This window comes from Litoreibacter sp. JB4-2 (assembly GCF_055693445.1).
Window position 1 is genome coordinate 2455922 of record NZ_CM146334.1, and the last position, 26780, is coordinate 2482701.

General features: G+C 56.6%; 20 protein-coding genes. 8 read left to right on the plus strand and 12 right to left on the minus strand.

Going from position 1 to position 26780, the window contains the following annotated elements:
* Positions 1–11: 11 nt before the first annotated feature.
* From ACZ1G7_RS12235 to ACZ1G7_RS12255, 5 genes are all read right to left on the minus strand, one after another.
* A complete protein-coding gene (locus ACZ1G7_RS12235) occupies positions 12–5135 on the minus strand; it encodes a Hint domain-containing protein (protein ID WP_472659671.1) in 5124 nt (1707 codons plus the stop codon).
* A 159-nt stretch (positions 5136–5294) separates the two neighbouring features.
* Positions 5295–6581, minus strand: coding sequence for a bifunctional folylpolyglutamate synthase/dihydrofolate synthase (locus tag ACZ1G7_RS12240; protein ID WP_472659672.1), 1287 nt, complete (start codon positions 6579–6581; stop codon positions 5295–5297).
* Positions 6578–7501, minus strand: a complete 924-nt coding sequence (gene accD, locus ACZ1G7_RS12245; protein ID WP_472659673.1) for an acetyl-CoA carboxylase, carboxyltransferase subunit beta — start codon at positions 7499–7501, stop codon at positions 6578–6580. Before accD ends, ACZ1G7_RS12240 begins: the two co-directional genes overlap by 4 nt.
* Positions 7502–7555: 54 nt before the next feature.
* Positions 7556–8473: a lysostaphin resistance A-like protein gene (locus tag ACZ1G7_RS12250; protein ID WP_472659674.1), complete on the minus strand. Its 918-nt coding sequence runs from the start codon at positions 8471–8473 to the stop codon at positions 7556–7558.
* Positions 8470–9363, minus strand: coding sequence for a lysostaphin resistance A-like protein (locus tag ACZ1G7_RS12255; RefSeq protein WP_472659675.1), 894 nt, complete (start codon positions 9361–9363; stop codon positions 8470–8472). Before ACZ1G7_RS12255 ends, ACZ1G7_RS12250 begins: the two co-directional genes overlap by 4 nt.
* 120 nt (positions 9364–9483) lie before the next feature.
* Here ACZ1G7_RS12255 and ilvD point away from each other — a divergent pair, with 120 nt between their 5' ends.
* From ilvD to ACZ1G7_RS12285, 6 genes are all read left to right on the plus strand, one after another.
* Positions 9484–11247: a dihydroxy-acid dehydratase gene (ilvD, locus tag ACZ1G7_RS12260; RefSeq protein ID WP_472659676.1), complete on the plus strand. Its 1764-nt coding sequence runs from the start codon at positions 9484–9486 to the stop codon at positions 11245–11247.
* A 4-nt stretch (positions 11248–11251) separates the two neighbouring features.
* Positions 11252–11974, plus strand: a complete 723-nt coding sequence (locus ACZ1G7_RS12265) for a hypothetical protein (protein ID WP_472659677.1) — start codon at positions 11252–11254, stop codon at positions 11972–11974.
* Between the two features lie 89 nt (positions 11975–12063).
* Entirely contained in the window at positions 12064–12837 is a 774-nt protein-coding gene (locus ACZ1G7_RS12270) for a DUF6478 family protein (RefSeq protein ID WP_472659678.1), read from the plus strand.
* Between the two features lie 12 nt (positions 12838–12849).
* Positions 12850–13218: a hypothetical protein gene (locus tag ACZ1G7_RS12275; protein ID WP_472659679.1), complete on the plus strand. Its 369-nt coding sequence runs from the start codon at positions 12850–12852 to the stop codon at positions 13216–13218.
* Positions 13219–13378: 160 nt separating this feature from the next.
* The gene (locus tag ACZ1G7_RS12280) at positions 13379–15403 is read left to right on the plus strand and encodes an FAD-dependent oxidoreductase (RefSeq protein ID WP_472659680.1); all 2025 of its coding nucleotides are present in this window, start codon (positions 13379–13381) and stop codon (positions 15401–15403) included.
* Positions 15404–15804: 401 nt separating this feature from the next.
* A complete protein-coding gene (locus tag ACZ1G7_RS12285; RefSeq protein ID WP_472659681.1) occupies positions 15805–16710 on the plus strand; it encodes a LysR family transcriptional regulator in 906 nt (301 codons plus the stop codon).
* Positions 16711–16759: 49 nt separating this feature from the next.
* Here the strand turns inward: ACZ1G7_RS12285 and ACZ1G7_RS12290 are convergent, their stop codons facing one another.
* The 4 genes from ACZ1G7_RS12290 to ACZ1G7_RS12305 form a co-directional block, all read right to left on the minus strand.
* Positions 16760–17674: an OmpA family protein gene (locus ACZ1G7_RS12290; protein WP_472659682.1), complete on the minus strand. Its 915-nt coding sequence runs from the start codon at positions 17672–17674 to the stop codon at positions 16760–16762.
* Entirely contained in the window at positions 17671–18234 is a 564-nt protein-coding gene (locus ACZ1G7_RS12295; RefSeq protein ID WP_472659683.1) for a peroxidase-related enzyme, read from the minus strand. Before ACZ1G7_RS12295 ends, ACZ1G7_RS12290 begins: the two co-directional genes overlap by 4 nt.
* A gap of 12 nt (positions 18235–18246) precedes the next feature.
* Positions 18247–18780 (minus strand): GNAT family N-acetyltransferase, encoded by a 534-nt coding sequence (locus ACZ1G7_RS12300; protein WP_472659684.1) that lies wholly within the window; start codon positions 18778–18780, stop codon positions 18247–18249.
* A gap of 178 nt (positions 18781–18958) precedes the next feature.
* A complete protein-coding gene (locus tag ACZ1G7_RS12305) occupies positions 18959–19681 on the minus strand; it encodes a competence/damage-inducible protein A (RefSeq protein ID WP_472659685.1) in 723 nt (240 codons plus the stop codon).
* A gap of 84 nt (positions 19682–19765) precedes the next feature.
* Here ACZ1G7_RS12305 and map point away from each other — a divergent pair, with 84 nt between their 5' ends.
* Both map and radC read left to right on the plus strand, forming a co-directional pair.
* Complete coding sequence (gene map / locus ACZ1G7_RS12310) at positions 19766–20602, plus strand: type I methionyl aminopeptidase (RefSeq protein WP_472659686.1); 837 nt, start codon at positions 19766–19768, stop codon at positions 20600–20602.
* Positions 20603–20638: 36 nt separating this feature from the next.
* A complete protein-coding gene (radC, locus tag ACZ1G7_RS12315) occupies positions 20639–21391 on the plus strand; it encodes a RadC family protein (RefSeq protein WP_472659687.1) in 753 nt (250 codons plus the stop codon).
* A gap of 3 nt (positions 21392–21394) precedes the next feature.
* On the opposite strand, the gene ACZ1G7_RS12320 is transcribed toward radC, so the two are convergent.
* The 3 genes from ACZ1G7_RS12320 to secA all read right to left on the minus strand — a co-directional run bounded on the left by ACZ1G7_RS12320 (position 21395) and on the right by secA (position 26595).
* Positions 21395–22816, minus strand: a complete 1422-nt coding sequence (locus ACZ1G7_RS12320; RefSeq protein WP_472659688.1) for a phosphate ABC transporter substrate-binding/OmpA family protein — start codon at positions 22814–22816, stop codon at positions 21395–21397.
* A 135-nt stretch (positions 22817–22951) separates the two neighbouring features.
* Positions 22952–23788, minus strand: a complete 837-nt coding sequence (locus tag ACZ1G7_RS12325; protein ID WP_472659689.1) for a hypothetical protein — start codon at positions 23786–23788, stop codon at positions 22952–22954.
* Between the two features lie 113 nt (positions 23789–23901).
* Positions 23902–26595, minus strand: a complete 2694-nt coding sequence (secA, locus tag ACZ1G7_RS12330) for a preprotein translocase subunit SecA (protein ID WP_472659690.1) — start codon at positions 26593–26595, stop codon at positions 23902–23904.
* Positions 26596–26780 lie beyond the last annotated feature (185 nt).

Sequence of the window (26780 nt, forward strand, 5' to 3'; positions counted from 1 at the left end):
CACAGTCCTCGTCAAACCAAGCAAGGATGCCCGAGATAATTCAGTTTCGGTGGCAAGTGCTTTGTGGCCAACCATGAGCGCGAAGGCGTTAGAAATGCAGGCTGGGCCGCGGGGCCTGTAGACCCTATTAAATCCGGGAATAGCTTGAAAAGCTCATCTCGCACCAATGGGTCTAGTGCCGCAAGCGCGCGTGTCCCCGGATAGAAGCTTTCAGACGGGCGGCCATTTGCAAAAATGATCTGATGGCGCTCGAAGATCAAATGGACATACGTGACCGACTGGGAGCCCTTCATCTCGCGCACCAAACCACCTTTCAACCGGGAGAGCTGGCGCGCACGCACCAATTGCTCGCCCTGCTCAGAGCGGATCAACATTGCATGTTGCGGCGACACGATCAGCGACCGTTCCGCCCCAAGTGCGCCGGACTGGAACAGAATTGGCCGCAATTCGGGGTGCTGCTCAAGCTCAGGTCTGCGCAATCTGCGGCAGGCCACCAAAGCAATCGGCTGCGGGCCATTGTCAGCGGTCAAGACCATGTCGCCCGGACGTAACGCTTCGACAGCGACCTCTCCGCTCGGCGTTGCAATCATTGAACCTGCCGCAAAGCAGACGACCCCCGTGTTGTCGGTTGTGAAGCTTTGGCGGTTTGCACCTGTGAAGCTGAGGCTCCCGCCCCCCATGTCGGTATTGTCGGAATAATCTGCTGTGCCGCCATTGGCGATGGAGTTGGATTGGTTGAGGATCCCGTCATCGTCAAAATCGGCGCGCAGCTCTGACAAGCTGGAGTAGAAATCGCCAAGGTCCACAAAGTCATTATTGGTCGTATCGCTGTCCCCAAGCGCTCCCGAATTGCCAAAGTTGAAGTCGGCGATGGTATCGTCACCATCCCCTGCCTCATAAACGAAGATGTCATCCTCGCCGCCGCCAGTCAGACTGTCATCGCCGGTGCCGCCGTCAATCGTGTCTTCGCCACTGCCGCCTTCGACAGAGTCGTCGCCTGCGCCTGCATCGATGCTGATCCCTGCGGTGTCATATGATGCAAACACGCCGTCGGCCTGATCGGTCAGAACAAGCTTTTCGATTTCCGCGAAATCCAGCGTATCGGTTCCATCTGTGGCGGTCCCTGCTTCATCGCCGGAATAAACGACCGTAACACCGCTCGTTAGCGCCCCAAGGTCGAGCACATCTTCGTCGGTTCCCGCCTCCCCGCCCGTGATGGTATCGGTGCCGAAACCATCATTAATAACAAAGCTGTCTTGCCCAGAACCACCATCCAGGCTGTCAGCTCCGGTCCCGCTGACAAGGGTATCGTTACCGGCCCCGCCGAAGATGTTTAGCCCTACGCTATCCGTTGAGCCATCAACCACGTCGGCCTGATCGGTCAGGATGAGCTTTTCGATTTCTGCGAAATTCAGTGTGTCAGTTCCGTCTGTGACCGTTCCTTCCTCGTCCCCAGTATACGTCACCGTAACAGGACCAGTTAGCGCGCTGAGATCGAGCACATCGTGGTCAGTTCCACCCTCGCCACCGGCGATGCTGTCACTGCCAAACCCATCTTCAATGATGAACGTGTCGGCGTCATCGCCGCCGTACATTGTGTCGGCCCCGGTGCCGCCGCGCAGCGTGTCGTTGCCACCTGTCGCGACGATACTGTCATCGCCCGTGCCCCCATCGAGACTGTCATCACCGTCGGAATTCATCAACGTGTCGTTGCCGTCACCCCCGATCAGGGTGTCCTGGCCAAGACCTGTTGTCAGCAGATCGTCGCCTGCGCCACCCTCGATATAGTCGTCCCCATCTCCACCAGAGATCGTATCGGCCCCGTCGCCACCGAAAATACTGTCATTCTGGGTGCCTCCGCTGAGACTGTCATCGCCCGTGCCGCCGGTTATCAAATCGTCGCCCGCGCCGCCCAAGACGGTAGTACCAGCGCCACCCGAGCCTGATCCGACCCCAAAGAACAGCGTGTCATCTGTCGTGGAACCGCCATTGTGAAAAATGCGGAAGGTCTGGGTGTTGCCATTGGCATAGGTGACTAGGAAGTCGTTGCGCCCTGCCGAAGAGCCCGTATTGGCAATAGTGGTCGGCGCCTCAGGCAAAACGATCTGATCGATGCCCGCATCAAACTGCAGAAGTTGCAACCTGCCGCCGTCGTCCGTATCGGCCACATACACTGTGTCAGCCGCGCCGTCGCCAGCATTCGCCCCACCAGTACTGACGCCTTCACCGAGCACAATGTTCGTGGTCGAACCGCCATCTGTATCCCAGATGTAGCTGTCGCCACCGGCGGTTCCGGTTTCGTTCTGGCCATCGACAATGGTTGTACCTACAGGGGCCGCCGCATCTGCGTCACCGGTGTAGATCGTGTCATTCCCGTCCCCACCTTCGATGGAGTCAGCGCCAGAAACGCCGTCAATTACGTCGGCCCCACCGCCGCCATAGATCGTATCATCACCAGCGCCGCCCAAAATCGTGTCATCGCCCGCGCTGTAGCTAATGAAGACGTTGCCGGACATCGCCATGGCATAGCTTCCGGTTAGGTCCGTGAAGCCCCCATTTGCGGGATCAGCGACCCAGTTCGCTACCAGATTGGGATCAGAACCGTCAGCAACCGTACCATGGGTCGAATTGATCAGCTCCCCCGGTGAACGGATGTCGCCATAAAGCCGGGTGCCGTAAATCGTCCCTTCGAAAATTTGTGTGTCGCTGAATCCGCCACCGGGGCTATCCTGCTCCTGCCCAAGGGCAAACGTGCCACCCGAAGCGATGCTCGCGCCGGTTGCATGGGTCCCGCTGTAAACGCTTGCACCATTCGCAAAAAGTTCCAATTCGCCGGACGCACTGTCCCAGGTCACGGCGATAGTTTGTACATTGCCGTCGAAAAACGGGGCTGCCAGCACTCCGGTGTCGACAAAGCTGTGGTTTATGCCAATGCGAAATTCACCACTACCCTCAATGGCAATGGAAAACTCATTGCCGTAGGTGCCGGTGTCATAAGACGCAAGCGGCGGCCAGTTTGACCCATCGAGTGTGGCAGTAGAGCTAAATGTGATCTCGTAAGTCAGTGCCGTCGACGGGAAGTCCGTTATATTTGACGCGACACCGACCCCGTCGGTGCCAGTCTCATTGAAGGTCACACCTGCCAAGTCGCCTTGCAACAGGTCATCGCCCGCCCCGCCGTCGAGACTGTCACCATCGGTGCCGCCCATTAGCGTGTCGTTGCCGTCATCGCCCTCTAGCGTGTCACGACCTGCAGTGGCCACGATCAGATCATCACCGGCACCGCCAACGAGGCTGTCGTCACCAGCGGAATTCATCAATGTATCATTGCCCTCGCCACCCATCAGCGTGTCTTGGCCAATACCTGTTTTCAGAAGGTCCGCACCGGTGCCACCCTCGATATAATCATCACCATCTCCACCCGAAATCGTGTCGGCGCCTGCACCGCCTTCGATACTGTCGGCGCCGGCGCCACCCAAAATTGTATCTGCACCGCCACCCGCGAGAATGGTGTCATCACCATCACCCGCATCGATCGTGTCCTCGCCTTCCGTGAAAGCTAGAAGGGCATCGCCGGAGACGGTCATTGTATGACCACCAATTGCGTCTTCAAATGCTCCCGTCGTTTCATCGACCAACCAATTAGCCACAAGACCGCCACTGGTCGGCGGCGCGTTTGGGGTCAACGCAGAGTTGTAGATTTCGTTATTTGAGCGGACCTGATCATAGAGGCTGACCCCGTAAATCTCACCTTGGAAAATTTGAGTGGTATCGTAAGTTCCGCCTTCGGAATCTTGTTCTTGGCCAAGCGCCAGGGTACCGCCCTGTTCGAGCAAAACACCTGCCTGATGCGTACCCGCGAAGACACTAGCCCCGTCGACGAAAATTTCTAACGCGCCATTCCCGCTGTCCCAAGTCAAGGCCAACGTATGGATATTGCCATCAAACAGCCCAGATGTGTCGACGCCCGTGTTTAGCGTAGCCCCTGCAACATGCACCAAGAGGGCGTTTGATTGGTCGAAATACACCAAAAACTCATTGGCTTCGTCCGGTACAGCATAGGATATCAATGATGATCCGCTCGAATTATCGGTTGATGCGAAAGTGATCTCAAATGTCAGTCTATCAGTCGGGAAATCGGCTATGTTGCTCGCTGTCGCGACACCGTCCACACCAGACGCATTGAAAGCAATACCCGCTAAATCACCGACGATGAAATCACTGCCCAACCCACCTTCGATGCTGTCATTGTCGGCGCCACCCTCAAGCGTGTCGCGCGCCGTGCCACCTATAAGGGTGTCGTCACCATCGCCACCGATAAGTTTATCGCCGTAAACATGGGTATCATTTGCGTCAGAGAAGCCAGAGAAAATACTGTCATCGCCTGCGCCCCCATCCAATATGTCGACGTCTTGCGTGCCGTAGTCGTCGCCACTTCCAAGTGTATCATTCCCGGCTTCGCCATAGAAAGTCTGGTTTAGATTGTGGCCCCAGAGATAGTCGTCCCCGCTACCACCATGACCGATGGCATTTGAGGTCGAAGAAGACGTCGTGATCGTGTCATTTCCGTCACCACCATGGCCGGTGTAGCTACTTCCTAAATGGATATTGTCGTCGGCCGTGTCGCGTCCAAACCGCGATATGCGTCCATCTGGTCCTGTGACCTGAACAAGCCCGGCCGAATACCAGTCAACAGTATAGGTCCCATCGGCGAATTCCAAAGTTTCGACCGCCGAGATTGTGTCGTCGCCTTCGGGGCCTGAGACCAGAAAGTTCCCGACGCCATCGGCACGAAATTCATACTCAGACGCACTTCCTGTGAAAATGATGGTGTCCGTGTCTAAGCTACCGGCAATGACGTCGTTACCAGTACCGTTTTGCGTCGTGTCGAAATATCGAACCAAGGTGGCGCCACCCAGCGACACATCAGGCGTTCCCGCATAGTTCCCATCGCCAACCGTGTAGGTCGTCGATCCATCACTGATCTGAACCATTCCAGCATCGGGAACAGACACAACGGAATAGGTCATGGGCAAGCCGCTGAAATCCAGCGTATGCCCGCTTTCCGTTTCCGAAACCGTCGCCCAAAAAGATGGATCATTCCAATTGGACGTTGTTATCGAATAGACTGCCATGGCGATTTCCCCACTCAAACTTTTAAAAAAGCTCTTTTGTGAGTAAGGCCCACGCGCCAAGAAACGTTTAAAATCGCGGGCAAACGCTTTCGTTAGCGGTTTGAAAAGTATGGAAAATTTAAGTTGGTTTTGGGATGAATTGGCCCGAGCTGAAGCCCACTATTGCATCGCCGATCCATTGTCGCGCAGAACCGATCCCGCCAGATAGAGCGACCCGCAGATCAAAATGCGTGCCGTAGGATCCCGTGCAACGATATGATCAATGGCTGTCCCGACATCGGTCGCTATTCGCGCGTTGATACCAGCTTCAGTCGCGGCTTGCGCCGTGTCGTCGGCCGGGAGTGTATTTACCTCCCCAGGGATAGAGACGCCCTGCAACGTTGTGACATGAGGCACGAGCGGGGCCATATAGCCCGCGACATCTTTGGTGTTCATCAACCCACAGATGAGATGCGTGTTTCGCTTGGGCAGGCGCGTCAGCGTCTCAGCCAAAGTTTCCGCGCAAGCAGCGTTGTGGCCGCCATCGAGCCAGAACTCAGCCTTGGGCGCACGGTTGGTAAGCGCCCCTTGCCCGAGGCGCTGCATCCGCGCGGGCCAGTCAACATTGGTGCAAACCGCCTCGCACGCCGCTTCATCAAAGCCCAGATGCCGGAGCGCCGTGATCGCGGTACCTGCGTTTTGAAACTGATGCGCACCGATCAGCGCAGGGGGCGGTAGGTCAAGCAAACCGGTTTCGTCTTGGTAAATCAATCGACCGCGTTCTTCCGACACATGCCAATGCTGTCCTTGCACCATCACTGGACAGCCGAGCTTTTCGGCGCGGGCCTCGATAACCTCCATTGCATCGTCGGTTTGTGCCGTGATGATGGCAGGACGGAGCCGCTTAAGAATACCAGCTTTTTCGCCCGCGATTTCAGCCACAGTGTTGCCCAAAAATTGCGGATGATCGAAGGAAACGGGGGTGATAATGGTAAGACGCGGGTTTTCGAGGATGTTCGTAGCATCAAGCCGCCCCCCGAGGCCGACCTCAAGAAGACAAAAATCGGCTCTAACCCTGCTAAATGCTAGGATTGCAGCGACGGTTGTGATCTCGAAATATGTGATCGGCTCATCGCCATTGGCGGCGTAGCATTCGTCGAGCACCTCGGTCAGATACTCCTCGGAAATCAACTCACCCGCGAGGCGGATACGTTCATGAAAGCGCGCCAAATGCGGCGAGGTGTAGGCGTGAACCGTCTTGCCTGAAGCTTCGAGCCCTGCGCGGATCATGGCTTGGGTTGAACCTTTGCCATTGGTGCCCGCGATGTGGATCACCGGTGGCAGATCATTTTGCGGGTTGCCCAACGCGTCGAGCAACCGCCAAACCCGGTCAAGCGTCAGGTCAATAATCTTGGGATGCAGGGCCATCATCCGGTCGAGAATGGCGTCGCTGGTCTGCGCGGTCACTTTTTGGCGTCCGCCTGTCCGGCGGGTTCTTTTTCGGCCTCTGGCGCGGGCAGGTCACCTTTGATCGCCGGTCCCACGCCCATCAACATGCGCGTTATCGTCACCAACTCATCCTTCATATCTTTGCGGTGGGTGACACGGTCGAGCATGCCGTGGTCCAACAGATATTCTGCGCGCTGAAACCCTTCAGGCAGCTTTTCGCGGATAGTTTGTTCGATAACACGCGGCCCAGCGAAGCAAATCAACGCGTTAGGTTCCGCGATATGGACGTCACCCAACATCGCATAGGACGCAGTAACGCCGCCCGTTGTGGGATGGGTCAGGACCACGATGTAGGGCAACCCCGCCTCTTTCAGCATGTCGACCGCGATGGTGGAGCGTGGCATTTGCATCAGGCCAAGGATGCCTTCCTGCATACGCGCGCCCCCAGCGGCGGAAAACAGGATCAACGGGCGTTTGAGCTTCACCGCACGTTCAGCTGCGGCGATGATGGCGTTGCCGACAAACATGCTCATGGAGCCGCCCATGAAGGAAAAATCCTGCGCGCACGCCACAATAGGAGTGCGACCAATCTCACCCTCGGCGACAAGCATCGCTTCGACCTCACCGGTTTTCTTGCGGGCGTCTCTCATACGGTCGGGGTATTTTTTCTGATCGCGGAATTGCAGCGGATCGGCGGTAGGCTCGGGAACCTTCACCTCAGTGAAAATTCCGCCATCGAACAAAGCACCGAACCGTTCGCGCGGCGTGATGACCATGTGATGGTCGCAGTTGGAGCAGACATGAAGATTTTCCGACAGCTCCCGGTGGAACAACATGGTCCCGCATTCGCTGCATTTCGTCCAAAGGTTCTCCGGCACCTCGCGGCGGGAAAAGATCGAATTGATCCGGGGGCGGACGTAGTTGGAGATCCAGTTCATTGCACCCTCTTGTCTGGTTGCAAATCAGTTAATCGTCGCGCGCAAGAATTGCAATCAGCGACGGTTGAGCCAAAGCCGGGTCAGCCCCCAGATGACAAAAAGAAAGAGCAGATTGAATATGACACCAATTGGGTGGAAGGCATCATTCGCGGGCATAGGCTCCATCAACGCATAGGCTGCAGCTGACAGATCACCGGGAGATGCGACAAACAATGTTGCGGACAGGTTGTTGATCAGATGCATCCCAAACGCAGCACCCAGATTGCCGGTGATGCGTGTGAAATCTGCGGCAATCAGCCCAAATACGGTCAGCACCCCAACGGTGCTTATCATGCGCTCCGTGCTCATCTCAGGCTCCCAATGGGTGAGGCCGAACAGCAGGGACGGCACGAACATCCAAATCCACGGGGAACGGAACCGCGCCGCCAATTGCTGCATGAGGTAGCCGCGAAACAGCAGCTCCTCAGCGCCGATCTGGATAAGGAACAGTGGGACCACCCAAAGCAAATTTAGGACCCAAACAGAGAACATATGCTGCTGCGTCAACTCTTCAGGCAGCCCAAAGAAAATGGTGACTTGAAACGGGAACGACAGCGCGGCTACTACCAGACCCGCCCGGGCAAAGTCTTCCATCGCTGTGTGCGTCGGTCCAAACAGCGTCGCCAGCCCGCGCTTATGCCACGCGGCCATAGTGCAGACCCCCAACGCGTAGGGAATGAACGTCGCCAAAACCACAGCCATGTCGATTGGGGCGGCAGCTTGCACGATCTCGGAATTCAGCGCCTCAAAATCCTCAGTGACGTCATAAGCGCCGTCGCCCAACAAGGCATAGAAAAATCCAATGACAAACCCGTAGCCGAAAATGAACACGGCGATACCGCAAGGGATGCCCAAGACCATGCGCCAAATCTGTGGGTATCGGCGGGCGGGGGCGATGAAACTCTCAAACTCCGGCGTTCTGAGCGCTGTCATCCTTCTGGCGCCAACCAGCGGCGCAGCATCCACCAGACCAGCACAACCGCAACCATGTCTACCGCTATGAGCGGCAGCAGGGTATCGACATCCGCCATAGTAAAGGATGTCAGATAAAGCGACAGGCCGGACATCTCCCCCTCGATTGAGACTAGGAACAGCGCGAAAAAGTTATTGGTGAAGTGGAAGCCTATCGCCGCGCCAAGATTACCCGTGATCCGGGTTAAATCGGCGGCGACAAAGCCAAAAAGCCCGGTGGCGGCGATGAAAGCGAGGGCGAGGGTGTCATCAACTTCCGGGTTGTAATGCGCCAAACCAAACAGGATCGCCGGAATAACGAACCAGATCAGCCCGGATTTGAACCGTGCGGCGAGCGCCTGCATCAGATAGCCGCGAAAGATCAGCTCTTCCGATCCGGTTTGAATCAACAAAAGCGGAAGTGCGACCGGCAGCAGCGCCAGCCAGCGAGACAGCTCCAGATTTGGGGTCAGCTCGTCGGGCAACACCACCGAGGTGACACCACCAACGACCACAAAGGTGAGCGCGCAGGCCACGACGGCACGTGAAAAGTTACGACAAGCCGGGCGAAACGGCCCGATCAGCGATGCAAGTCCGCGGCCATGCGCCCCAGCCGCCGCAATCGCCGCCAGCCCCATGAAGATGAAGGTACCAAGAAGCACAAACATCGCCTCGGGGGTAACAGCGCTGGTAAGTCCGGCTTGCAAGGCAAAGACCTGTTCGGGGAACATGATCCCGGCAAGCACGAACAGCGCTATAATCGGGACGATGTAGACGAAAGCTGCCACCACAATGCCCGCGATGATCCGAACGATGCTTGGATATGCCTTTGCCGGCTCAACAAAGGCCTCGAATTCGGGGGTGCGGAACATGGCTTGGGCCTCTTTTGATTTGAAAATCAGCGTAATGGCCCCGCTAGGTGCGTGCAATCACGCTTGTGCCGCATGCGCGGGGCGATTATTCCCAATTGCAACGCTTACCGGGAGGCCTCCATGCTTAAGAAACCCACCGACAAAACCAACTTGCCCAGCCGCCATGTGACCGAGGGGCCCGCACGCGCGCCGCAGCGGTCTTATTTCTACGCCATGGGTCTTGGCGATCAGGAAATTCACCAACCTTGGGTTGGCGTGGCGACTTGCTGGAACGAAGCCGCGCCCTGCAACATCGCGCTGAACCGGCAAGCACAAGCGGTAAAACTTGGCGTCAAGCAAGGTGGCGGTACCCCTCGAGAGTTCACAACTATTACCGTTACTGACGGCATCGCTATGGGGCATGAAGGGATGCGGTCTTCACTCGCATCACGCGAAGCAATTGCCGACACGGTTGAGCTGACAATGCGTGGCCACTGCTATGATGCGATTGTCGGACTGGCGGGCTGCGACAAGTCCTTGCCAGGCATGATGATGGCCATGGTTCGACTGAACACGCCGTCGGTCTTCATCTACGGCGGCTCCATTCTGCCGGGCAAAGTGCCGGCGGGTGCGGATGTGCCCGCCGAATATGCCAATCGCGACCTGACAGTGCAGGATATGTTCGAAGCCGTGGGCAACCACCAAGCTGGCAACCTGTCTGACGCAGCATTGGACGTTTTGGAGCGCGTAGCGTGCCCATCGGCGGGCGCTTGCGGCGGGCAGTTTACCGCCAATACTATGGCTTGCGTGTCCGAAGCGATTGGGCTGGCACTGCCAAATTCCTCTGGCGCCCCTGCGCCGTACGAATCCCGCGACCAGTATTCCATCGCGTCTGGTGAAGCGGTGATGCACCTGATCGAAAAGAACATCCGTGCCCGTGATGTTGTGACGCGTAAGTCGCTGGAAAACGCGGCGCGGGTTGTGGCTTGCACCGGTGGCTCCACAAATGCTGGCTTGCATCTGCCCGCCATTGCGCATGAGGCAGGAATTGAATTCACGCTCGAAGATGTGTGCGAGATTTTCCGCGACACGCCGTATTTCGTCGACCTGAAGCCGGGCGGTCAGTATGTCGCCAAAGACCTCTATGAGGCAGGCGGTGTTCCTGTGGTGATGAAAGAGCTGCGCAAGGCAGGGCTGATTCACGAGGATTGCATCACCGCGACGGGCAAGACCATCGGCGAGACGCTGGACGACTGCAAAGGTGAAGCGGACGGCAAAGTGATCTACCCGGTTGAAAACCCACTATCGAAAACGGGCGGTGTGGTTGGCCTAAAAGGCAATCTGGCCCCGGACGGCGCGATTGTGAAAGTTGCGGGTATGGAAGTTCAACACCAGATTTTCACCGGCCCGGCACGGGTGTTTGAGTCAGAGGAAGACGCATTCGCCGCCGTGCAGGAACGCGCCTATGAAGAGGGCGAGGTCCTGGTGATCCGCAACGAAGGCCCTGCAGGTGGACCAGGAATGCGTGAGATGCTGGCGACCACCGCCGCTTTGTCGGGCCAGGGCATGGGCAAGAAAGTTGCGCTGATAACGGATGGGCGTTTCTCCGGCGCGACGCGCGGTTTCTGTGTCGGCCATGTTGGACCAGAGGCCGCACATGGTGGGCCGATTGCACTGCTGAAAGACGGCGACGTGATCACGCTGAACGCGATCGAGGGCACAATTTCGGTCGGCCTCAGCGATGATGAGCTGGCCACCCGCAAAGAAAACTGGAAAGGCGACCGTGAGACGATATACGCCTCCGGTGCTCTCTGGAAATATGCGCAGCTTGTGGGCAGCGCCAAGTTTGGGGCCTGCACCCATCCCGGCGCCGCCAAAGAAAAACACATCTATATGGACCTCTGAGGGCGTGGCTGATTGGGGGATGAAAGCGGGGCTGCTTTTGGCGAGCCTCGCACTGGCAGGATGCGCGGGCGGGTTTCCGGACCTGGGCGGGTTGATGTCGGGCGCAGTGGATGATGGCCCGAAAGGGCAAAACAAGATCACTGTGACGCGCAACAACGTATCGCTCGCAGCGCCCGAAGGATTTTGCGTCGATCCTGTTTCAACCCGAAACGGCGCGGCTGAGGCCTTTGTGGTTTTCGGCAATTGCGCAGCGATCACCGGGAACAACAAGCAGGCGCAACCCTATGTTAAGGCAGTTGTCACAGCGACCGTGTCGAGCAGCGGATTGACCGGCGAGGGCGCGATTGCGCCGCAAACTGACGCGTTGGTCGGCTTCTTCCAAAGCAATGCTGGCAAAACGGTCTTAAGCCGCAGCGCGGATCCTGGCACTGTTCAGATCGCGGATGGATTTTCAGAAGATGGCGCGGTTTACCTGCAAGTTGCCGATCGCAGCCCACCGCATGTCACCGGCGCAATGACAAGTTACTGGCGCGGCTATTTCGATGCGGGCAGTGCCGTGGTGGCTTTGTCAGTCATTGGTTTGCAGGATGCGCCGATCTCGGGACCCGAAGGGCTAAGCGTGCTGCGCCGGTTTACAGACCGCAACGCGCGTGCCCCGTTTTCAGTAGCGGCAACGTCCCCGAATGACGTCGCACAACGCCCGATACAGCGGCCAACCCAACGCTAGGCGAGTTGTTTATTTCCTTGAAACCATTGTTTGCAATATAGAAACAATGGTACCCGTATGCGGGCAGCTTTCAGGATCACGGGACTTAGATGATTGACCGGGTCAGACAATTTTTCCGACGCCGGGTGCATCGCTACAGTCTGCGGCGCTGGGAAGCGGCCGCGCGCGACGCCGCTCATATCGATCTGTCGCAATTGCGGCAAATGCGCAATCAAGCCAAACAGCTACGCAAACGGGTCGATCTGGTCAGCCACATTGCCGATGGCCGCTTGGCCTTGCCAAGGATCGGGACAAACGCCATGCGCAAACCGGCCCAATCGGACTGGGCCTACCGGCCGGAGCTTTGGCGGGGCCCGGTCTCCCCGGTTGGGCATTCTGCAATCAAGACACGCACTCGCATCGGCAGCGCCGTCACTTTATTTCATGATTGCAAAATCTCAGAGCTGACGCTGCGCCAAGTGCGCAACAGCCGCGAAAGCGATTTGGCCCCATTTGGGCTGCGCATGGATGTGTTCAAGTTTGACGGTTCTTTCTTGAGCCTTGTGCTTGACCTACCGCCAGATGCCATTGATGGGCTAAAGCGTACCCACATTCTTCGTGTTGATGCGGAGATCGAGACCGAAAAACCGTTAGAGGTATTTGCACGGCTCAACATCAAATATGGTCCAAATGTCGAGCAGGTCGTGCGCGAAATGCCGATTGGCAATGACATAGCGGCTGTAGAATTTGACCTCGCCCACACCAAACTCAGCGAAAAGCGGTTGGAACGGATGTGGCTGGACCTGATTTTCGAAGGACCGGAAATGAATGAAATCAACCTGCGCGACGTGACGTTCAGCCGCCGCCGCCGCGCTGATTTTTGAGGAGGGCGCCCAATGAGTGACATGGTTCTGACGAGGACGCGCATTCAAGCCGGTGTTTATGAAGGCGTCGTTCAAAGCGAAACAGAGCCACGCGTCGAGGCGCGGTTTGCCAATGCGCCAATGGGAGAAGTGGTGTTGACGCCCGTCCCCGAACGGACGGCGCGATGGAACCTGCGCCTCACTGTGCCCGCCACGATCTTGACCGATGGCCTCCAAACCGTGCTTTTGGTTGATACCGCGACCGATGAAGTTTTGGACAGTTTTTCTATTCTGACTGGGCAACCGGTAGAGGATGATCTGCGCGGAGAGGTCGATTTGCTACGCGCGGAGCTGGACATGCTGAAGAAAGCCTTCCGTCGTCATTGCGTTGAAACGAGTTAAGGCGGCTGCCCTAACCGCATTTTATCCCCGATAGTTCGTCCGCGGGGGCCAGCCCCCGCACCCCCGGAATATTTTTGAAACAATGAATGTGACGCGGCGTTCTGGGTGACGTGTGCGTCACCTTCCGCCAGATTGGCAGTGTTATATGGGAGAGACACAGATGGCCACCTATCCGCATCTATTGGCGCCTTTGGACTTGGGTTTTACCAGTTTGAAGAACCGCGTGTTGATGGGTTCGATGCATACCGGGTTGGAAGAAACCAAAGATTGGAACCGGGTGGCCGAATTTTACGCAACACGGGCACGCGGCGAGGTCGGTTTGATGGTCACGGGCGGCATGGCACCAAACCGAGAGGGTGGCGTCTTTCCAGGTGCCGCAGGTTTATTTACTGACGAAGACATTGCCAACCACCGGATCGTGACCGACCGGGTGCATGACGCAGGCGGCAAGATAGCGATGCAAATCCTGCATGCCGGACGCTACGCGTATGGGCCCGAATGCGTCGCACCGTCTGCAATCAAATCCCCAATTTCACCCTTTCCACCGAAAGAGCTGGATGAGGAAGGGATAGAGAAACAGATCGCCGACATAGCGACCGCAGCGGCGCGCGCCCGCGAGGCGGGTTATGACGGCGTCGAGGTGATGGGATCCGAAGGATACTTCCTGAACCAGTTCCTTGTGACCCATACCAATAAACGCGACGACCGCTGGGGCGGGTCCTATGAAAACCGCATGCGGCTGCCCATTGAAGTAGTAAAACGCGTACGCGCCGCCGTACGCGACGACTTTATTGTGATCTACCGGCTGAGCATGATTGACCTGATCCCCGGAGGCTCCACCTGGGAAGAGGTCGTGTTGTTAGCCAAAGAAATCGAGAAAGCGGGCGCCACGATCATCAATACGGGCATTGGCTGGCATGAGGCGCGGATTCCCACGATTGCGACCTCAGTGCCACGTCGTGCGTTCACATGGGTTACGCAGAAGCTGATGGGAGAAGTTTCGATCCCAGTGATCACCTCCAATCGTATCAACACGCCTGAGGTCGGAGAGGCAGTCTTGGCAGATGGCTGCGCTGACATGGTATCGATGGCGCGGCCATTTTTGGCAGATCCGGATTTTGTAGCGAAAGCTATGGCGGGCAACGCCGCGCAGATCGCGCCTTGTATTGCGTGCAATCAGGCCTGTCTTGATCACACCTTTGGCGGCAAGATCAGCTCCTGTCTTGTTAACCCGCAGGCGTGCTATGAAACCGAGCTGGTAGTTGCACCGACTGAAACCACAAAGTCAGTCGCCATCGTTGGCGCCGGCCCCGCTGGGCTTTCGACCGCTTTGACGGCCTCAGACCGAGGACACAAAGTAACGCTGTTCGAGCGCGCATCTGAGATCGGTGGTCAGCTGAACATGGCCAAGCAGGTGCCGGGTAAGGAGGAGTTCTGGGGGCTCGTCGATTGGTACCGAACCATGCTGAGCGAAAGTGATATCGATCTTCGATTAAATACCGAAGTCAACGCCGATGATCTGGTGGGTTTCGACGAAGTGGTGATCGCCACGGGCGTCGTCCCACGTGACCCCGGCATCTCAGGCCAGGACGGGCCAAACACGGTGTCCTACCGGGAGCTTTTGCGCGGAGAGGTCGAAGCGGGCGACAAAGTCGCTATTGTTGGTGCAGGTGGCATCGGCTTCGATGTGGCTGAATACTTGGTGACAGAGGACAGCCCGACCGAAGACTTGAACGCTTGGCTGGCAGAATGGGGCGTTACGGACCCTAGCGATGAGCGCGGCGGTCTGGTGCCGACCGGCCCCCGCCCTGAAAAACCTGCGCGGCAAGTCACGCTTTTGCAGCGAAAGTCGGAGAAATTGGGACGGAATCTTGGTAAGACAACCGGATGGATTCATCGTGCAGCATTGAAATTAAAGCAGGTAGAGATGATCGGCGGCGTAAATTACGAACGTATCGACGCCCAAGGGTTGCACGTGTCCTACGGTGAGGCGCGCGAGAACCCACAGGTGATCGAAGCTGACACGATTGTACTTTGCGCAGGACAAATCAGCGAACGCGGGTTGGCCGACGCACTGATCGAACAGGGTGTGACGCCCCATGTGATTGGCGGGGCAGACGTTGCGGCCGAACTCGACGCAAAACGCGCAATCGATCAAGGCGTGCGCCTGGCAGCAATGCTGTGAACCGCAACGGGAGGACCTTCCATTGAGCGAGTGTCATGGACCTTAAGACCCGAAGGTTTTGACTTGTTCGGGTGCACCGGGGCCGGGTATCTCCACAAAAATACATAAGCGGAAAATAGCCGAGCCATGCTCAGCGAACCCTTTGTTCAGGCCTAATTTTGAGAGCGCGGATGTGGCAAGGAAGCGTAAAACGGCGCATCAGATCTGCTGTACAAGGTGACTCGTGCCACACTTAAAAAGTTAATATTCGTTAAGAAAAACAGGGAAATGGAGGTTTCGCTGTTTCCGCGCCATAACCAATCCCTAGAGAAACCGCTGAATAGCCCCAGTCAGATCACGGTTCTGCCCCAATTGGCGATCAAACATCCCTCAAACGTCAAGAGTTAACTGAGGGGTCCCTAATGGATCGTCTGACAGAAATGGAAGCCTTCGCCACGGTGGTGGACCAAGGCGGCTTCACCGACGCGGCACGGAAAATGGGGATTTCCAAATCAGCGGTCTCCAAACACGTGTCTTCGTTGGAAAGTCGCTTGGGGGCCCGTTTGCTGAACCGGACGACCCGGCGCGTCTCACCGACCGAAATTGGGTTGGCTTATTATGATCGCGCACGTCGCGTTCTAAATGATGCAGGGGAAGCGGACGCTTTGGTGTCCTCCATGCAATCTGCGCCTTCTGGGCTGCTGCGTATCTCCGTTGCGACTGATTTTGGTGTGAACCATATGTCGCCAATCTTGGGCGATTTTCTGGCCGATTTCCCAGATATCACCGTGAACATGGTCCTGAACAACCGCTATGTTGAGTTGATTTCAGAAGGGTTCGACCTCGCAATCCGTATTGGCGAGATGGAAGACAGCTCCTTGCGGGCTCGTAAGCTGACCGAAACCACCAAACGCCTGATCGCCGCACCCGGGTATTTTGAGCAATATGGTCGCCCCGAAAAGATCGACGATCTGAATGATCACAAACTTCTTCATTATTCGAACCAGTCCGCCGGCAATGTCTGGAAGCTGACCGCACCCTCGGGAGAAAAGCGTCAGGTTCGCACGCAAGGTTGGCTCACTGTGAATGACGGACAATCCCTGCTGAATGCTTGCGTCTCTGGCCTCGGCATCGCTTATTTGCCAAGCTTTCTATACGCAGAAGCGCTTGAACAGGGTCTTGTTGAAGAGGCAATGCCCGGTTTGCCCACTGAGGAACAAGGCATCTATGCAGTCTACCCACCCGGCCGCTACACGCAGCCAAAAGTGCGGACCTTCATCGATTTCCTGGTTGAGGCCTTCAAGGAAAAAGGCCCCGAGAACTGGTAGCGCCAGAGTACGAATTCCCCCTCGTGCCGGCCGTGGTTGGCGGCACAACTTAACGGGTCGAGGTGAGTATTGCCTCGACCCGTCTGTTTTTTGTGCGGCCCTCTTCCGTAAGGTTGCTTGCTGCGGGCGCGAGGTAGCCAACGCCTTCAGCCTCAACCCGGCCCGCATCCACCCCAAGCGACAACAGCCAGGTCCGTGCTGCCTGCGCCCGTCGACGCGAAAGCGCAATGTTACCTTCGAGGGAGCCGTCTGCGTCGGTGTGCCCCACCAAAGCAATACTCCGATCTGAGTTCGCGATAAGATACGCAGCCAGAGTGTCGAGTGTGTCGTACCTCTCCTCAACCAATTCCGAAGAGCCGGTTCCAAATTGCACGTCCTGTAGAACGGCGGAACCTTGTTTTTCCAAACGGTCGATCAGGGGCGAAATCGGTCCAGAAGGCAGATTTGGCGCAGCAATCGCCACTGGCGCATCGCCGCCACCAACTTGGATCATCTGCACGTAGCCAATTGTGTCACTACGGCTGATCAAGAGGCTGAGGTATTCGGGCACAGCCCCGCCCAGACGTTGCGCAGCGAGGTAGCGAAAGTCGCCCAAATCGACATGCATATCCGGCTCGGGCAGGACCGGTGTACCGAAACGAAAATCAAATCCACCACAGGCGCGCGTTTCACACTCATAAAGCAGTTCGAACCCTATAGACTCGATCTGTTGACGCAGATTGTCGGCAATGCCGAGCGTCGTACCGGATGCAGATTGCACCTTCCAAGACACGCTTTGCTGCGGGCCTTCAGCGACCAACGTTGGGATCAGCCCGCCCTTGTAGGGGCCAATCGGTAGTTTGTAGCTGGCGAAATCCTGCGTCTGGGCAAATGTCTGTTCCGCCGGACCGGAAAAACTGAGCTCTAGCGCAAGGGCGGGATGCGCCAGACCTAGCGCCCAAGCATATGGCAGAAAGAATCTCACCGAGATGCGGCGTGATAGTCCGCGTTGGGGCGCATATCGACCGCCGACGCCATGCGATTGGTCATGTTGTAAAATCCAGCGGTAGACGCGATGTCCCAAATATCACGGTCTGTGAAGCCAACCTTGCGCAATTCCTCACGATGCTGTTCTTCGATTGTGTGGCTGGCTTCTGTCATCAGGACCGCAAAATCGAGCATGGCGCGTTGCCGGGCGGACAGGTCAGCGACGCGGTAATTCATAACCAAAGCCTCACCCAAATGGGGATCACCCGACAATTGCCGCACGGCAGCACCATGGGCCGTAAGGCAGTAAAAGCAGCGGTTAACAGCAGAGACGGCGACCGCGATCATCTCGCGTTCTAGCTTTGTTAGACCCGAATCCGCCAACATGACATCATTGTATAGTCCGGAGAATGCATTGAGCTTTTCCTCGTCGAAGGCGTAGGCCTGCAGCACATTTGGAACAAGGCCGAGCTTTTCCTGACAAATATCAAAGTACTTCTCGACGCGCTCCGGTAGCGGGTCGATCATCGGCAGGTCGAGTGCGGTGACTTGGCTCATCTGGGCGTGCCTTTATGAAGGTTTAACGCGGTAATGATAGCCGGGCTGCGCTGACATGCCCAGCACCTGATAAAGCGCATTTGCAGGTATGTTTTTCTTGGTGACAAGCAGCGCAAGTGTGTCAGCACCATGTGCCTGTCCCCATTGCGCAGCAGCGACCACAAGCGATTGGGCAAGGCCTTTCCGCCTATGGGGCTTCAGAATTTCGAGTGCATGGATCATCGCGCAACCAGCACAAAGGCCCACATAGACTGATCCCGCTGCGCGGCCATCAATGCGACCTAGTATAGCGGTCTTTTCGCATTTGGCGCGTTCCATGATGGCCAACCGATCTTGACCAATACCGCCATCAGCCCAAATGTCGCGCATGATTTGCAATGGCGGCCAAATCGGAAATGCTGTGACCAAAGGTAAATCTTGCTGCGCAATTGGGCCGATTGGGGCTTGGTAAAGCAGGGTCTCGTCAACGAGTTCATAGCCAATTTGGGCTAGAATAGGGTCTAATTTGTCATCATACGGTAAGGTGAAAAGTGGTGTCTGGCCCATTGCCGTCATCCGCGCCTCTGCATGAGCGATATCTGACAATGAAAAAGGACCAGTCGCGTTTGCGGCTGTGACACGTTTCCCCCGCCTGCGCTTTGGCGCAATACCCATGGCCCGTCACTGATCAAAGCTTCCGGGGGCCAGGTCACTTCCAACGCGCGCATGAGTCTTGGGCGATCCATTAGAGGCCCAGCGCCTCCGACAATTTCGACAAAGCATCCTGTAACGCCGCCCGATCGGTGCCGCGCACCACGATATTTGATCCGTGTATTCCGTCACGCTGAAAGGGATATGATCCAAAGGACAGCTCCGGCATCGCTGCGGCGATGGTCCCCAATGGTCCCGCGAGGTCGCCCTCGCCGCGTTCGACGCGCAAAGTCTTCGAAAGTAGTGGCGCGCCACCTGTCAATGTCGGCAGTACACTTTGAACCATGGCGTTGAAGATCGCCGGCACGCCAGCCATCACATGCACATTGCTCAGCTTGAAACCCGGCGCAGTTGAGACCGGGTTGTCGATCAATGTGGCGCCGTCCGGGATACGGGCCATGCGCAGCCGCGCCTCGTTTAATTCAGACCCTGTTTTGGCGTAATGTGCTGCCAAAAGCGCCCGCGCGTCTTCGCGAACATCTACATTCGCGCCGAACGCCGCACCGATTGCATCAGCGGTGATGTCGTCATGCGTAGGCCCTATGCCACCCGATGTGAAAACATAGGTATAGGCTGCGCTCAGCGCTTGGACGGCGTCGATGATGCGATCATGCTCATCTGCGACGACGCGTACCTCTTGCAACGTGATGCCCGCATCCGTCAATTGACCCGCAAGATGGTGCATATTTGCGTCGCGGGTGCGCCCTGACAAGATTTCATCGCCGATCACAAGCATGGCTGCGGTGGGGTTGGTCATGGGTGCGTTCCTTCAAGCTCGCGCGAGATGTAGCGCGCCGGGGTGGAAGCTGCCAGCATTCTCTCCTATATGGGCGATAACACCATGACTCGGGGCATTTGCACAGTGGACGACACGCATCAGGGCCGCATCACCAAAGAGGGCATCCGCATCTATCAGGACGCGGATTTCGCTGGCATGAAAAAGGCTGGCGCATTGGCGGCGCGTATTTTGGACGACGTTGCAGATTTAGTCGTTCCTGGCACCACGACCGAGGCACTGGATGCGTTCATCGAGGCCGAAGTCGTCAAGGCCGGCGCAACCTCCGCCACGATTGGTTATAAGGGTTATGAACACGCGTCCTGTATCTCGGTGAACCATGTCGTGTGTCATGGGATCCCAGGACCCAAGACGCTGAAAGAGGGCGACATTCTGAACATCGACGTCACTGTGATTGTTGACGGATGGTTTGGCGACACGTCGCGAATGTTTGTCGCTGGCAAGCTGAGCCGTAAAGCGGAACGCTTGATCCAAGTCACGCATGATGCGCTGTTCAAGGGTATTGAGGCGGTCAAACCCGGTAACACGTTTGGCGACATTGGCCATGCAATCCAAGCCTATGTAGAGGCGCATCGCATGTCTGTGGTTCGTGATTTCTGTGGCCACGGCCTAGGTCGCGTTTTTCATGCCCCACCCAACGTGCTTCACTACGGGCGCAGCGGCACCGGCGCGGTGTTGGAAGAAGGTATGTTCTTCACCATTGAACCGATGGTCAACTTGGGACGGCCTGAGACCAAAGTCTTAGCTGATGACTGGACCGCCGTGACCCGCGATAAGTCGCTATCAGCGCAGTTTGAGCATTCAGTTGGCGTCACCGCCACTGGCGTCGAGATTTTTACGCTGTCGCCGAGCAATAAGTTCCACCCAACTTACACGGCTTAAGACGGTTTTAAATAGAATCGTTCCTATTCTGTTCCCATGACAGATCAGAGTTACCAGTTTGAGGCAGCCACGCTGCCAGGTTTTGAACCCATTCGCCTACCGCATATCGATGCGCCCGAGGCTCGTTTGGATGGTCATCGAGGAAGGCTTCGTGAACGTTTCATGAACGTCGGACCTGAAGCGGTTGATGATCAAGAAGTGCTAGAATTGATCTTGTACCGCGCGATTCCGCGTCGCGAAGTTCGGTCGCTTGCCCGGCGCCTGCTTTTCCGGTTTGGCGATTTCAACCGTGTGATTTCGGCAGCCCCGGCACGTCTGTCGGAAGTTCAGGGCGCCGGAAGTGCTGTTGTCCAAGAATTGAAGATCGTAGAAGCCGCCGCACATAAGATGGCGCGCGCCAAGATCATGAAGCGCGAAGTCCTATCGAGCTGGGACGCCCTACTAGACTATTGCCAGACCCGTATGGCGCATTTGGATATCGAGCAGTTCCGTGTCCTGTACCTTGACCGCAAGAACGTGTTGATTGCGGATGAGGCGCAGGGCACGGGCACGATCGACCATGTGCCCGTTTATCCACGAGAGATCATCAAACGCGGGTTGGAGCTTAATGCCGCGGCATTGATTTTGTTGCATAATCACCCGTCAGGCGACCCGACGCCTTCACCCGAAGATGTCGAGATGACAAAGGCGGTTCAAGTGGCCGGAGATACGCTTGGGATTGTGCTGCATGACCATCTGGTGATCGGTAAGTCGCGGCATAGCTCCCTACGTGCTGAAGGCTACATTTAGACCCTATTTAAGCCAAACTTCGACCCGACGATTTATGGCTCTGCCCCAATCGGTATCGTCGCATGCCATCGGCAGCAACTCCCCAAATCCATTGGCAGAGAGTTGAATTTGGCTGAAGTCGGCAATGGGGGCAGCCTCCCGCACGCGAGAAAGGACCAGTTCCGCACGCTCAAGGGCTAATGCTTTGTTGGCAATTGCGGGACCTTCACTGTCACTGAAGCCCACAAACATCAGCGATTTTCCATCGAACCGGCCGGTTTCAAGCGCTTGGGCGAGACGCTGAATGTTTTCACTCGATTGCACGTCGAGGCGGACGCCGCCTTCGAACCGGAATGTTGTAGAAAGACGGTCACGACTGCGTAGCGCTTGGATCAATCGCTGCAATTCGGGCAGAGGTGTCTCTGAATTGATTTGCGTGATGGCATTGGCAAGGCGATCACCAAGATCGTTGAAATCCGTGTGCGTGATTGCTTGGTCCACGAAGCCCGTTCGACGGATCACGAGGTCAGCGGCAGGAGAGCTGGTGAAGGCCAGAAATTCCCGCGCCAGCAAAGGAAGCCTGCGTGGTGGTATGTAAAGCATGAGCGGCAGTGTGAGTGGGTAATCTTCGGATCGCAGGGTCGCGACGCGGGCCATTTGTTCGAAACCACATTGACCCGACAAACGCATCGGAACCGCATTGCCCACACTGCTTAGTGTTCCAAGTCCCAGCGCGAATACGTCGTCTGCAACCATATCTGCAAGTTTATCAGGGTCGACGGTTTGCTTTGCTGTGTTTGGCTTATTTGCGCCGAACGGAAGCAAGACGCGCTCCTCAAATGCTTCGAAAACACCGCTGTTTGACGTCGGTGCCAACGCGACTATCGGGGCGTCTCCACCCCCGAGCTCAGACCAGTTTTTTATGTCTCCCGCAAACACATTGGCCAAGTTCTGCAATGATAGAGCCTGAATTGGCTGTTCCAACGCCGTCATTGCAACCAGACCATCAAGCGCGAGGACGCGGGCGCGCTTGTTATGTGACAGCGGGCTCGGATCAGCGTTTTTGGCCAAATCTATTTCCGCCTTCGAAGGCTCACGCAGGACCATCGCGATATCCGCGGCTTCCGCTATCAGATCAGCATATCCCTCAGATGTTGTACTGGACCTCAAAGCAAAACGCGCGCGGACGCGTGTGTCATCGCTAAGCAGAAATGTGGAGTGCGTATCGTCCTCGACCTCTCGCGTTACGGAAAACTGGTTCCGTGCGGCGAAGGCTTGGATCAGCGCAGGGATCAACACATCGCCCATGTGGCGCGTACCGGAGAAGGTGACCTCCGCGATGAAGGCATCCAGATCCGGGCAGCCGGGGCCATTGCAGGTGACGCCTTCCCCATCCAACGTCAGGGGCCCGTAGATCGAGATCGACACGGTAAAATTCGCCGTCATAGCTAAGCAGCGTCCCATCGATCTGGATTGCGCCATCGCGCGACGTCAGCGAAACATCCTGCGCAAAGGCAGGAGCCGCGCAGAGCAGGGCTGCGCAAAGCATGCGTTTGATCTTGGTCAAAAGGTGGCCTGTTTTTATCCCGCTGCAAGTCTCAGATCTTGCAGGATGTTTTTCAACAAAAACATCTCACCAACGCGGGCGCAACCAGGTGCCGCCAGTTTTAATGCATATCGCACGGATGGTAGGCCGGGGGAAAACTTTAGAACTTCTCCCTCGGACCCTTGGCTACAAGTTTCAGCGCGAATTTCCCGTGAGAGTGACAAGCGCACGGTGCCGGGCGTTTGTTCTGGATCGGTGTGATGCGACAAGATCTGCAACGTACCGCCGTCGCCCAGCTGATATTCGGACATAGTAAGATATTTGGGCGCGTTCGAATGTAGTTCAGTCTCCGAACCGGCTTTCCAGGCGATTGCGATGCGGGTGTGGTCTTGAAGATCGGGAACATAGGCTTCCGAAAAAAGGCCCTGTTCTTGCCCAAAGCGCAGCTCTATGCGCCCGCTGGCCTCAAGTGCTGGCAGCTCAAGCACTAGCTCCCCCGAATAGGGAAGGGTCACGTCAAAGCTGAGACCCGCATGGGTAAGGGTTACGCGCGCATCCGGTTTGCATGGCGCAGAGATATCGACACGCAGCATAGCACTTGGCTGCGCGGTTACTGTCAGGGTCTCATCACACGGGAAACCAAACGCACTGATATTGGCTTGGTCGCGGATTCGGGCCTTGGTGCTTTCGTCACTAGGCAGCTCAAATTTCGCGAGAGATTGAAACCCGTTTGGCGCAGGCGGCAGGATTGGAAGGGGACCTTCAACGTTGGGTAGAGACGCGCGTATTGTCAGCGGAATTCCGTCTGCATGCGCGCAAAGGGGTAAGAATGCGAAAGTCGCCGCCAAAACATTGGCGCGAAAACTGCTCATAATACTGCCTCATCGACCGAATTGTTTCGGTTCACGTTACAATCAGCAGTGACGTCGAAATGTGGCGAAAATGTGGCAAACCGGCGTGATGTGCGCCAATCCGCCTTGTTTTCCTAGCTTAGAGAACCGTGGCAATGCTTGAATTTCTTGCCAGAACCACAGGGGCAGGGCGCATTTCGACCAGGGTTGCCCCACGTTGACGGATCGTTCTCGTCGAAACCCGGTAGCGCTTCACCGGCTGGCGCTTCGGGTTCGGCAGGCGCGAGACCGGCAGCCGCGTTTTGTTGCGCAAGAAACTGCTCCATCATTTGCTGCTGCTGTTCTTCGGTCAACGGCACCACACGGGACAGTTTCTCGGACACATCGGCGCGCAAACCGTCGAGCATCCCTTCAAACAGTTGGAAGCTATCGTTCTTGTATTCGTTTAGCGGGTCGCGTTGCGCATACCCACGGAAGCCCACGACCGAGCGGAGATGTTCGAGTGCCAGAAGATGTTCACGCCACTTGCCATCAATTGTCTGCAACAAAAGCTGTTTTTCAATGTTGCGCATGTTCTCAGGGCCGAAATCAACGGCTTTCTTGGCCATGAATTCGTCAGACGCCTTGTAAAGCCGCTCCGCGATCTCGTCGTTGTCGACGCCTTCTTCATCGGCCCAGTCAATGACGGGTACATCGATGCCCAGCTTTTCCATCACGGCAACATAGAGCCCTTGGGTGTCCCACTGGTCGGCATAGGTTTTGGGCGGCATGTACTGGTCGACCAGATCGTCGATCACCTGATGGCGCATATCCTGGGCAATCTCGCCAACCTCTTCGGCCTCCATGATTTCCATCCGCTGGCCAAAGATGACTTTCCGCTGGTCGTTCATCACGTCGTCGAATTTCAGCAGTTGTTTGCGAATATCAAAGTTGCGACCTTCGACCTTGGCTTGCGCTTTCTCAAGCGATTTGTTGACCCAAGGGTGGGCGATTGCTTCGCCTTCCTTCATGCCCAATGTATTGAGCATTTTATCCAACCGGTCCGATCCAAAGATGCGCATGAGATCGTCTTCCAGCGACAAGAAGAACGAAGATTTGCCAGGGTCCCCTTGGCGACCAGACCGACCACGCAACTGATTGTCGATGCGGCGAGATTCGTGGCGTTCAGTCGCCAAAACGAACAGACCGCCAGCGGCTTTGACTTCTTCTTCTGCCTTGGCATGATCGGCTTCTATCTTGGCGCGGATCGCGTCGGCGTCGCCTTCAGGATCAGCGGCAAGCGCTTCCATGATCTGCATCTCTACATTGCCACCGAGTTTAATATCGGTACCACGTCCCGCCATGTTGGTCGCGATGGTGACAGCGCCCAGCTTGCCAGCGTCAGCGACGATCTGGGCTTCCTGTTCGTGCTGGCGCGCATTCAAGACATTATGCGTGATACCCGCTTTTTTCAGCAGGTCCGACAGGTATTCGGATTTCTCAATCGACGTTGTGCCGACCAGAACTGGCTGGCCGACCTTGTGCGCCGTTTCGATTTCTTCGACGATGGCCGCATATTTTTCCTGTGCGGTGCGGTAGATGGCGTCATGCTCGTCGATCCGAGCAATAGGTTTATTGGTGGGCACTTCGACAACGCCGAGGCCGTAGATTTCGAGAAACTCTTCAGCTTCTGTCGCCGCGGTCCCTGTCATTCCGGCCAACTTCGAATAGAGACGGAAGTAGTTCTGGAATGTGACAGAGGCGAGTGTGACGTTTTCGGGCTGGATATCGCAGCCCTCTTTCGCCTCAATCGCCTGGTGCAAACCGCCCGACAGGCGGCGCCCTTGCATCATGCGGCCTGTGAACTCGTCAACAAGCATCACTTGCCCATCGCGAACCATGTAGTCCTTGTCTTTGTGGAAGGCTTTGTGGGCTTTCATCGCCTCGGTCACATGGTGGACCATGGTGGTGCTTTCGGGATCATATAGCGTTTGACCCTCTGGCAGCAGCTCGTTGTGGTGCAGCCATTCTTCTACGAACTCGTTGCCCTCATCGGTGAAAGTTACAGCACGGGTTTTCTCGTCGAGCTTGAAGTGATCGTCTTGAATCTCGGGGATAAGCTTGTCGATCATGATATACAGGTCCGAGCGATCTTCCGAAGGGCCGGAGATGATCAACGGTGTCCGCGCTTCGTCGATCAGGATCGAGTCGACCTCGTCCACGATGGCGAAGAAATGGCCACGCTGGGACATTTCCTCGAGCGAGGACCGCATGTTGTCGCGCAAATAGTCAAAACCTAGCTCATTGTTGGTGGCGTAGGTAATGTCAGCGGCATAGGCCGTTTTCTTTTCGTCGTCGGGCTGTTGCGGATAGACCGCGCCAGTTTTCAGGCCCAGCTGCGTGAAGACATTGCCCATCCATTCTGCGTCACGCTTCACGAGGTATTCGTTGACGGTAACGATATGGACGCCTTTGCCTGCGAGCGCGTTCAGATAAGCCGGGAAACAAGCAACGAGGGTTTTGCCCTCCCCGGTTTTCATTTCAGAGATATTGCCTTGATGCAGGAAAATCCCACCCATTAGCTGCGTGTCAAAGGCGCGCAGTCCCAAGGCGCGTTTGGCCGCTTCGCGCACATTGGCAAAGGCTTCCGGCAGAAGGTTGTCGAGATCCTCACCCTGTTGGGCGCGCATCGACAAGTCTTCGGTCTTTTGCTTCATCTCCTCGTCGGAGAGCTTTTCAAACTCGGGCTCTAACTCATTTATCTTGGCGACCAGCGGGCGCACAGCCTTGACCTTGCGGTCGTTCGGCGTGCCAAACACCTTCTTGGAAATCGAACCCAAACCGAGCATATTCTATAGCCTCACTGCGGCGCATTAGGGACCGCTTAACATCATCGTGTGACGGTTCGCCTTGCCTCATTGGCGGCGGACCCATATCTCATTGCCCAAGACGATGCCGCCTGCAGACCTAAGGGGATGTAAGAGGCGGTAGATATAGTGTCAACGGCGCGGGGGTCCCGCGACCCAACAGGAGC

Coding starts and splice junctions, on each gene's coding strand:
- ACZ1G7_RS12235 (WP_472659671.1), bottom strand. CDS start 5,135: ATGGCAGTCTATTCGATAACAACGTCCAATTGGAATGATCCATCTTTT.
- accD (WP_472659673.1), bottom strand. CDS start 7,501: ATGAACTGGATCTCCAACTACGTCCGCCCCCGGATCAATTCGATCTTT.
- ACZ1G7_RS12250 (WP_472659674.1), bottom strand. CDS start 8,473: ATGACAGCGCTCAGAACGCCGGAGTTTGAGAGTTTCATCGCCCCCGCC.
- ACZ1G7_RS12255 (WP_472659675.1), bottom strand. CDS start 9,363: ATGTTCCGCACCCCCGAATTCGAGGCCTTTGTTGAGCCGGCAAAGGCA.
- ilvD (WP_472659676.1), top strand. CDS start 9,484: ATGCTTAAGAAACCCACCGACAAAACCAACTTGCCCAGCCGCCATGTG.
- ACZ1G7_RS12270 (WP_472659678.1), top strand. CDS start 12,064: ATGATTGACCGGGTCAGACAATTTTTCCGACGCCGGGTGCATCGCTAC.
- ACZ1G7_RS12275 (WP_472659679.1), top strand. CDS start 12,850: ATGAGTGACATGGTTCTGACGAGGACGCGCATTCAAGCCGGTGTTTAT.
- ACZ1G7_RS12280 (WP_472659680.1), top strand. CDS start 13,379: ATGGCCACCTATCCGCATCTATTGGCGCCTTTGGACTTGGGTTTTACC.
- ACZ1G7_RS12285 (WP_472659681.1), top strand. CDS start 15,805: ATGGATCGTCTGACAGAAATGGAAGCCTTCGCCACGGTGGTGGACCAA.
- ACZ1G7_RS12295 (WP_472659683.1), bottom strand. CDS start 18,234: ATGAGCCAAGTCACCGCACTCGACCTGCCGATGATCGACCCGCTACCG.
- ACZ1G7_RS12300 (WP_472659684.1), bottom strand. CDS start 18,780: ATGGGCCAGACACCACTTTTCACCTTACCGTATGATGACAAATTAGAC.
- ACZ1G7_RS12305 (WP_472659685.1), bottom strand. CDS start 19,681: ATGACCAACCCCACCGCAGCCATGCTTGTGATCGGCGATGAAATCTTG.
- map (WP_472659686.1), top strand. CDS start 19,766: ATGACTCGGGGCATTTGCACAGTGGACGACACGCATCAGGGCCGCATC.
- radC (WP_472659687.1), top strand. CDS start 20,639: ATGACAGATCAGAGTTACCAGTTTGAGGCAGCCACGCTGCCAGGTTTT.
- ACZ1G7_RS12320 (WP_472659688.1), bottom strand. CDS start 22,816: ATGACGGCGAATTTTACCGTGTCGATCTCGATCTACGGGCCCCTGACG.
- ACZ1G7_RS12325 (WP_472659689.1), bottom strand. CDS start 23,788: ATGAGCAGTTTTCGCGCCAATGTTTTGGCGGCGACTTTCGCATTCTTA.
- secA (WP_472659690.1), bottom strand. CDS start 26,595: ATGCTCGGTTTGGGTTCGATTTCCAAGAAGGTGTTTGGCACGCCGAAC.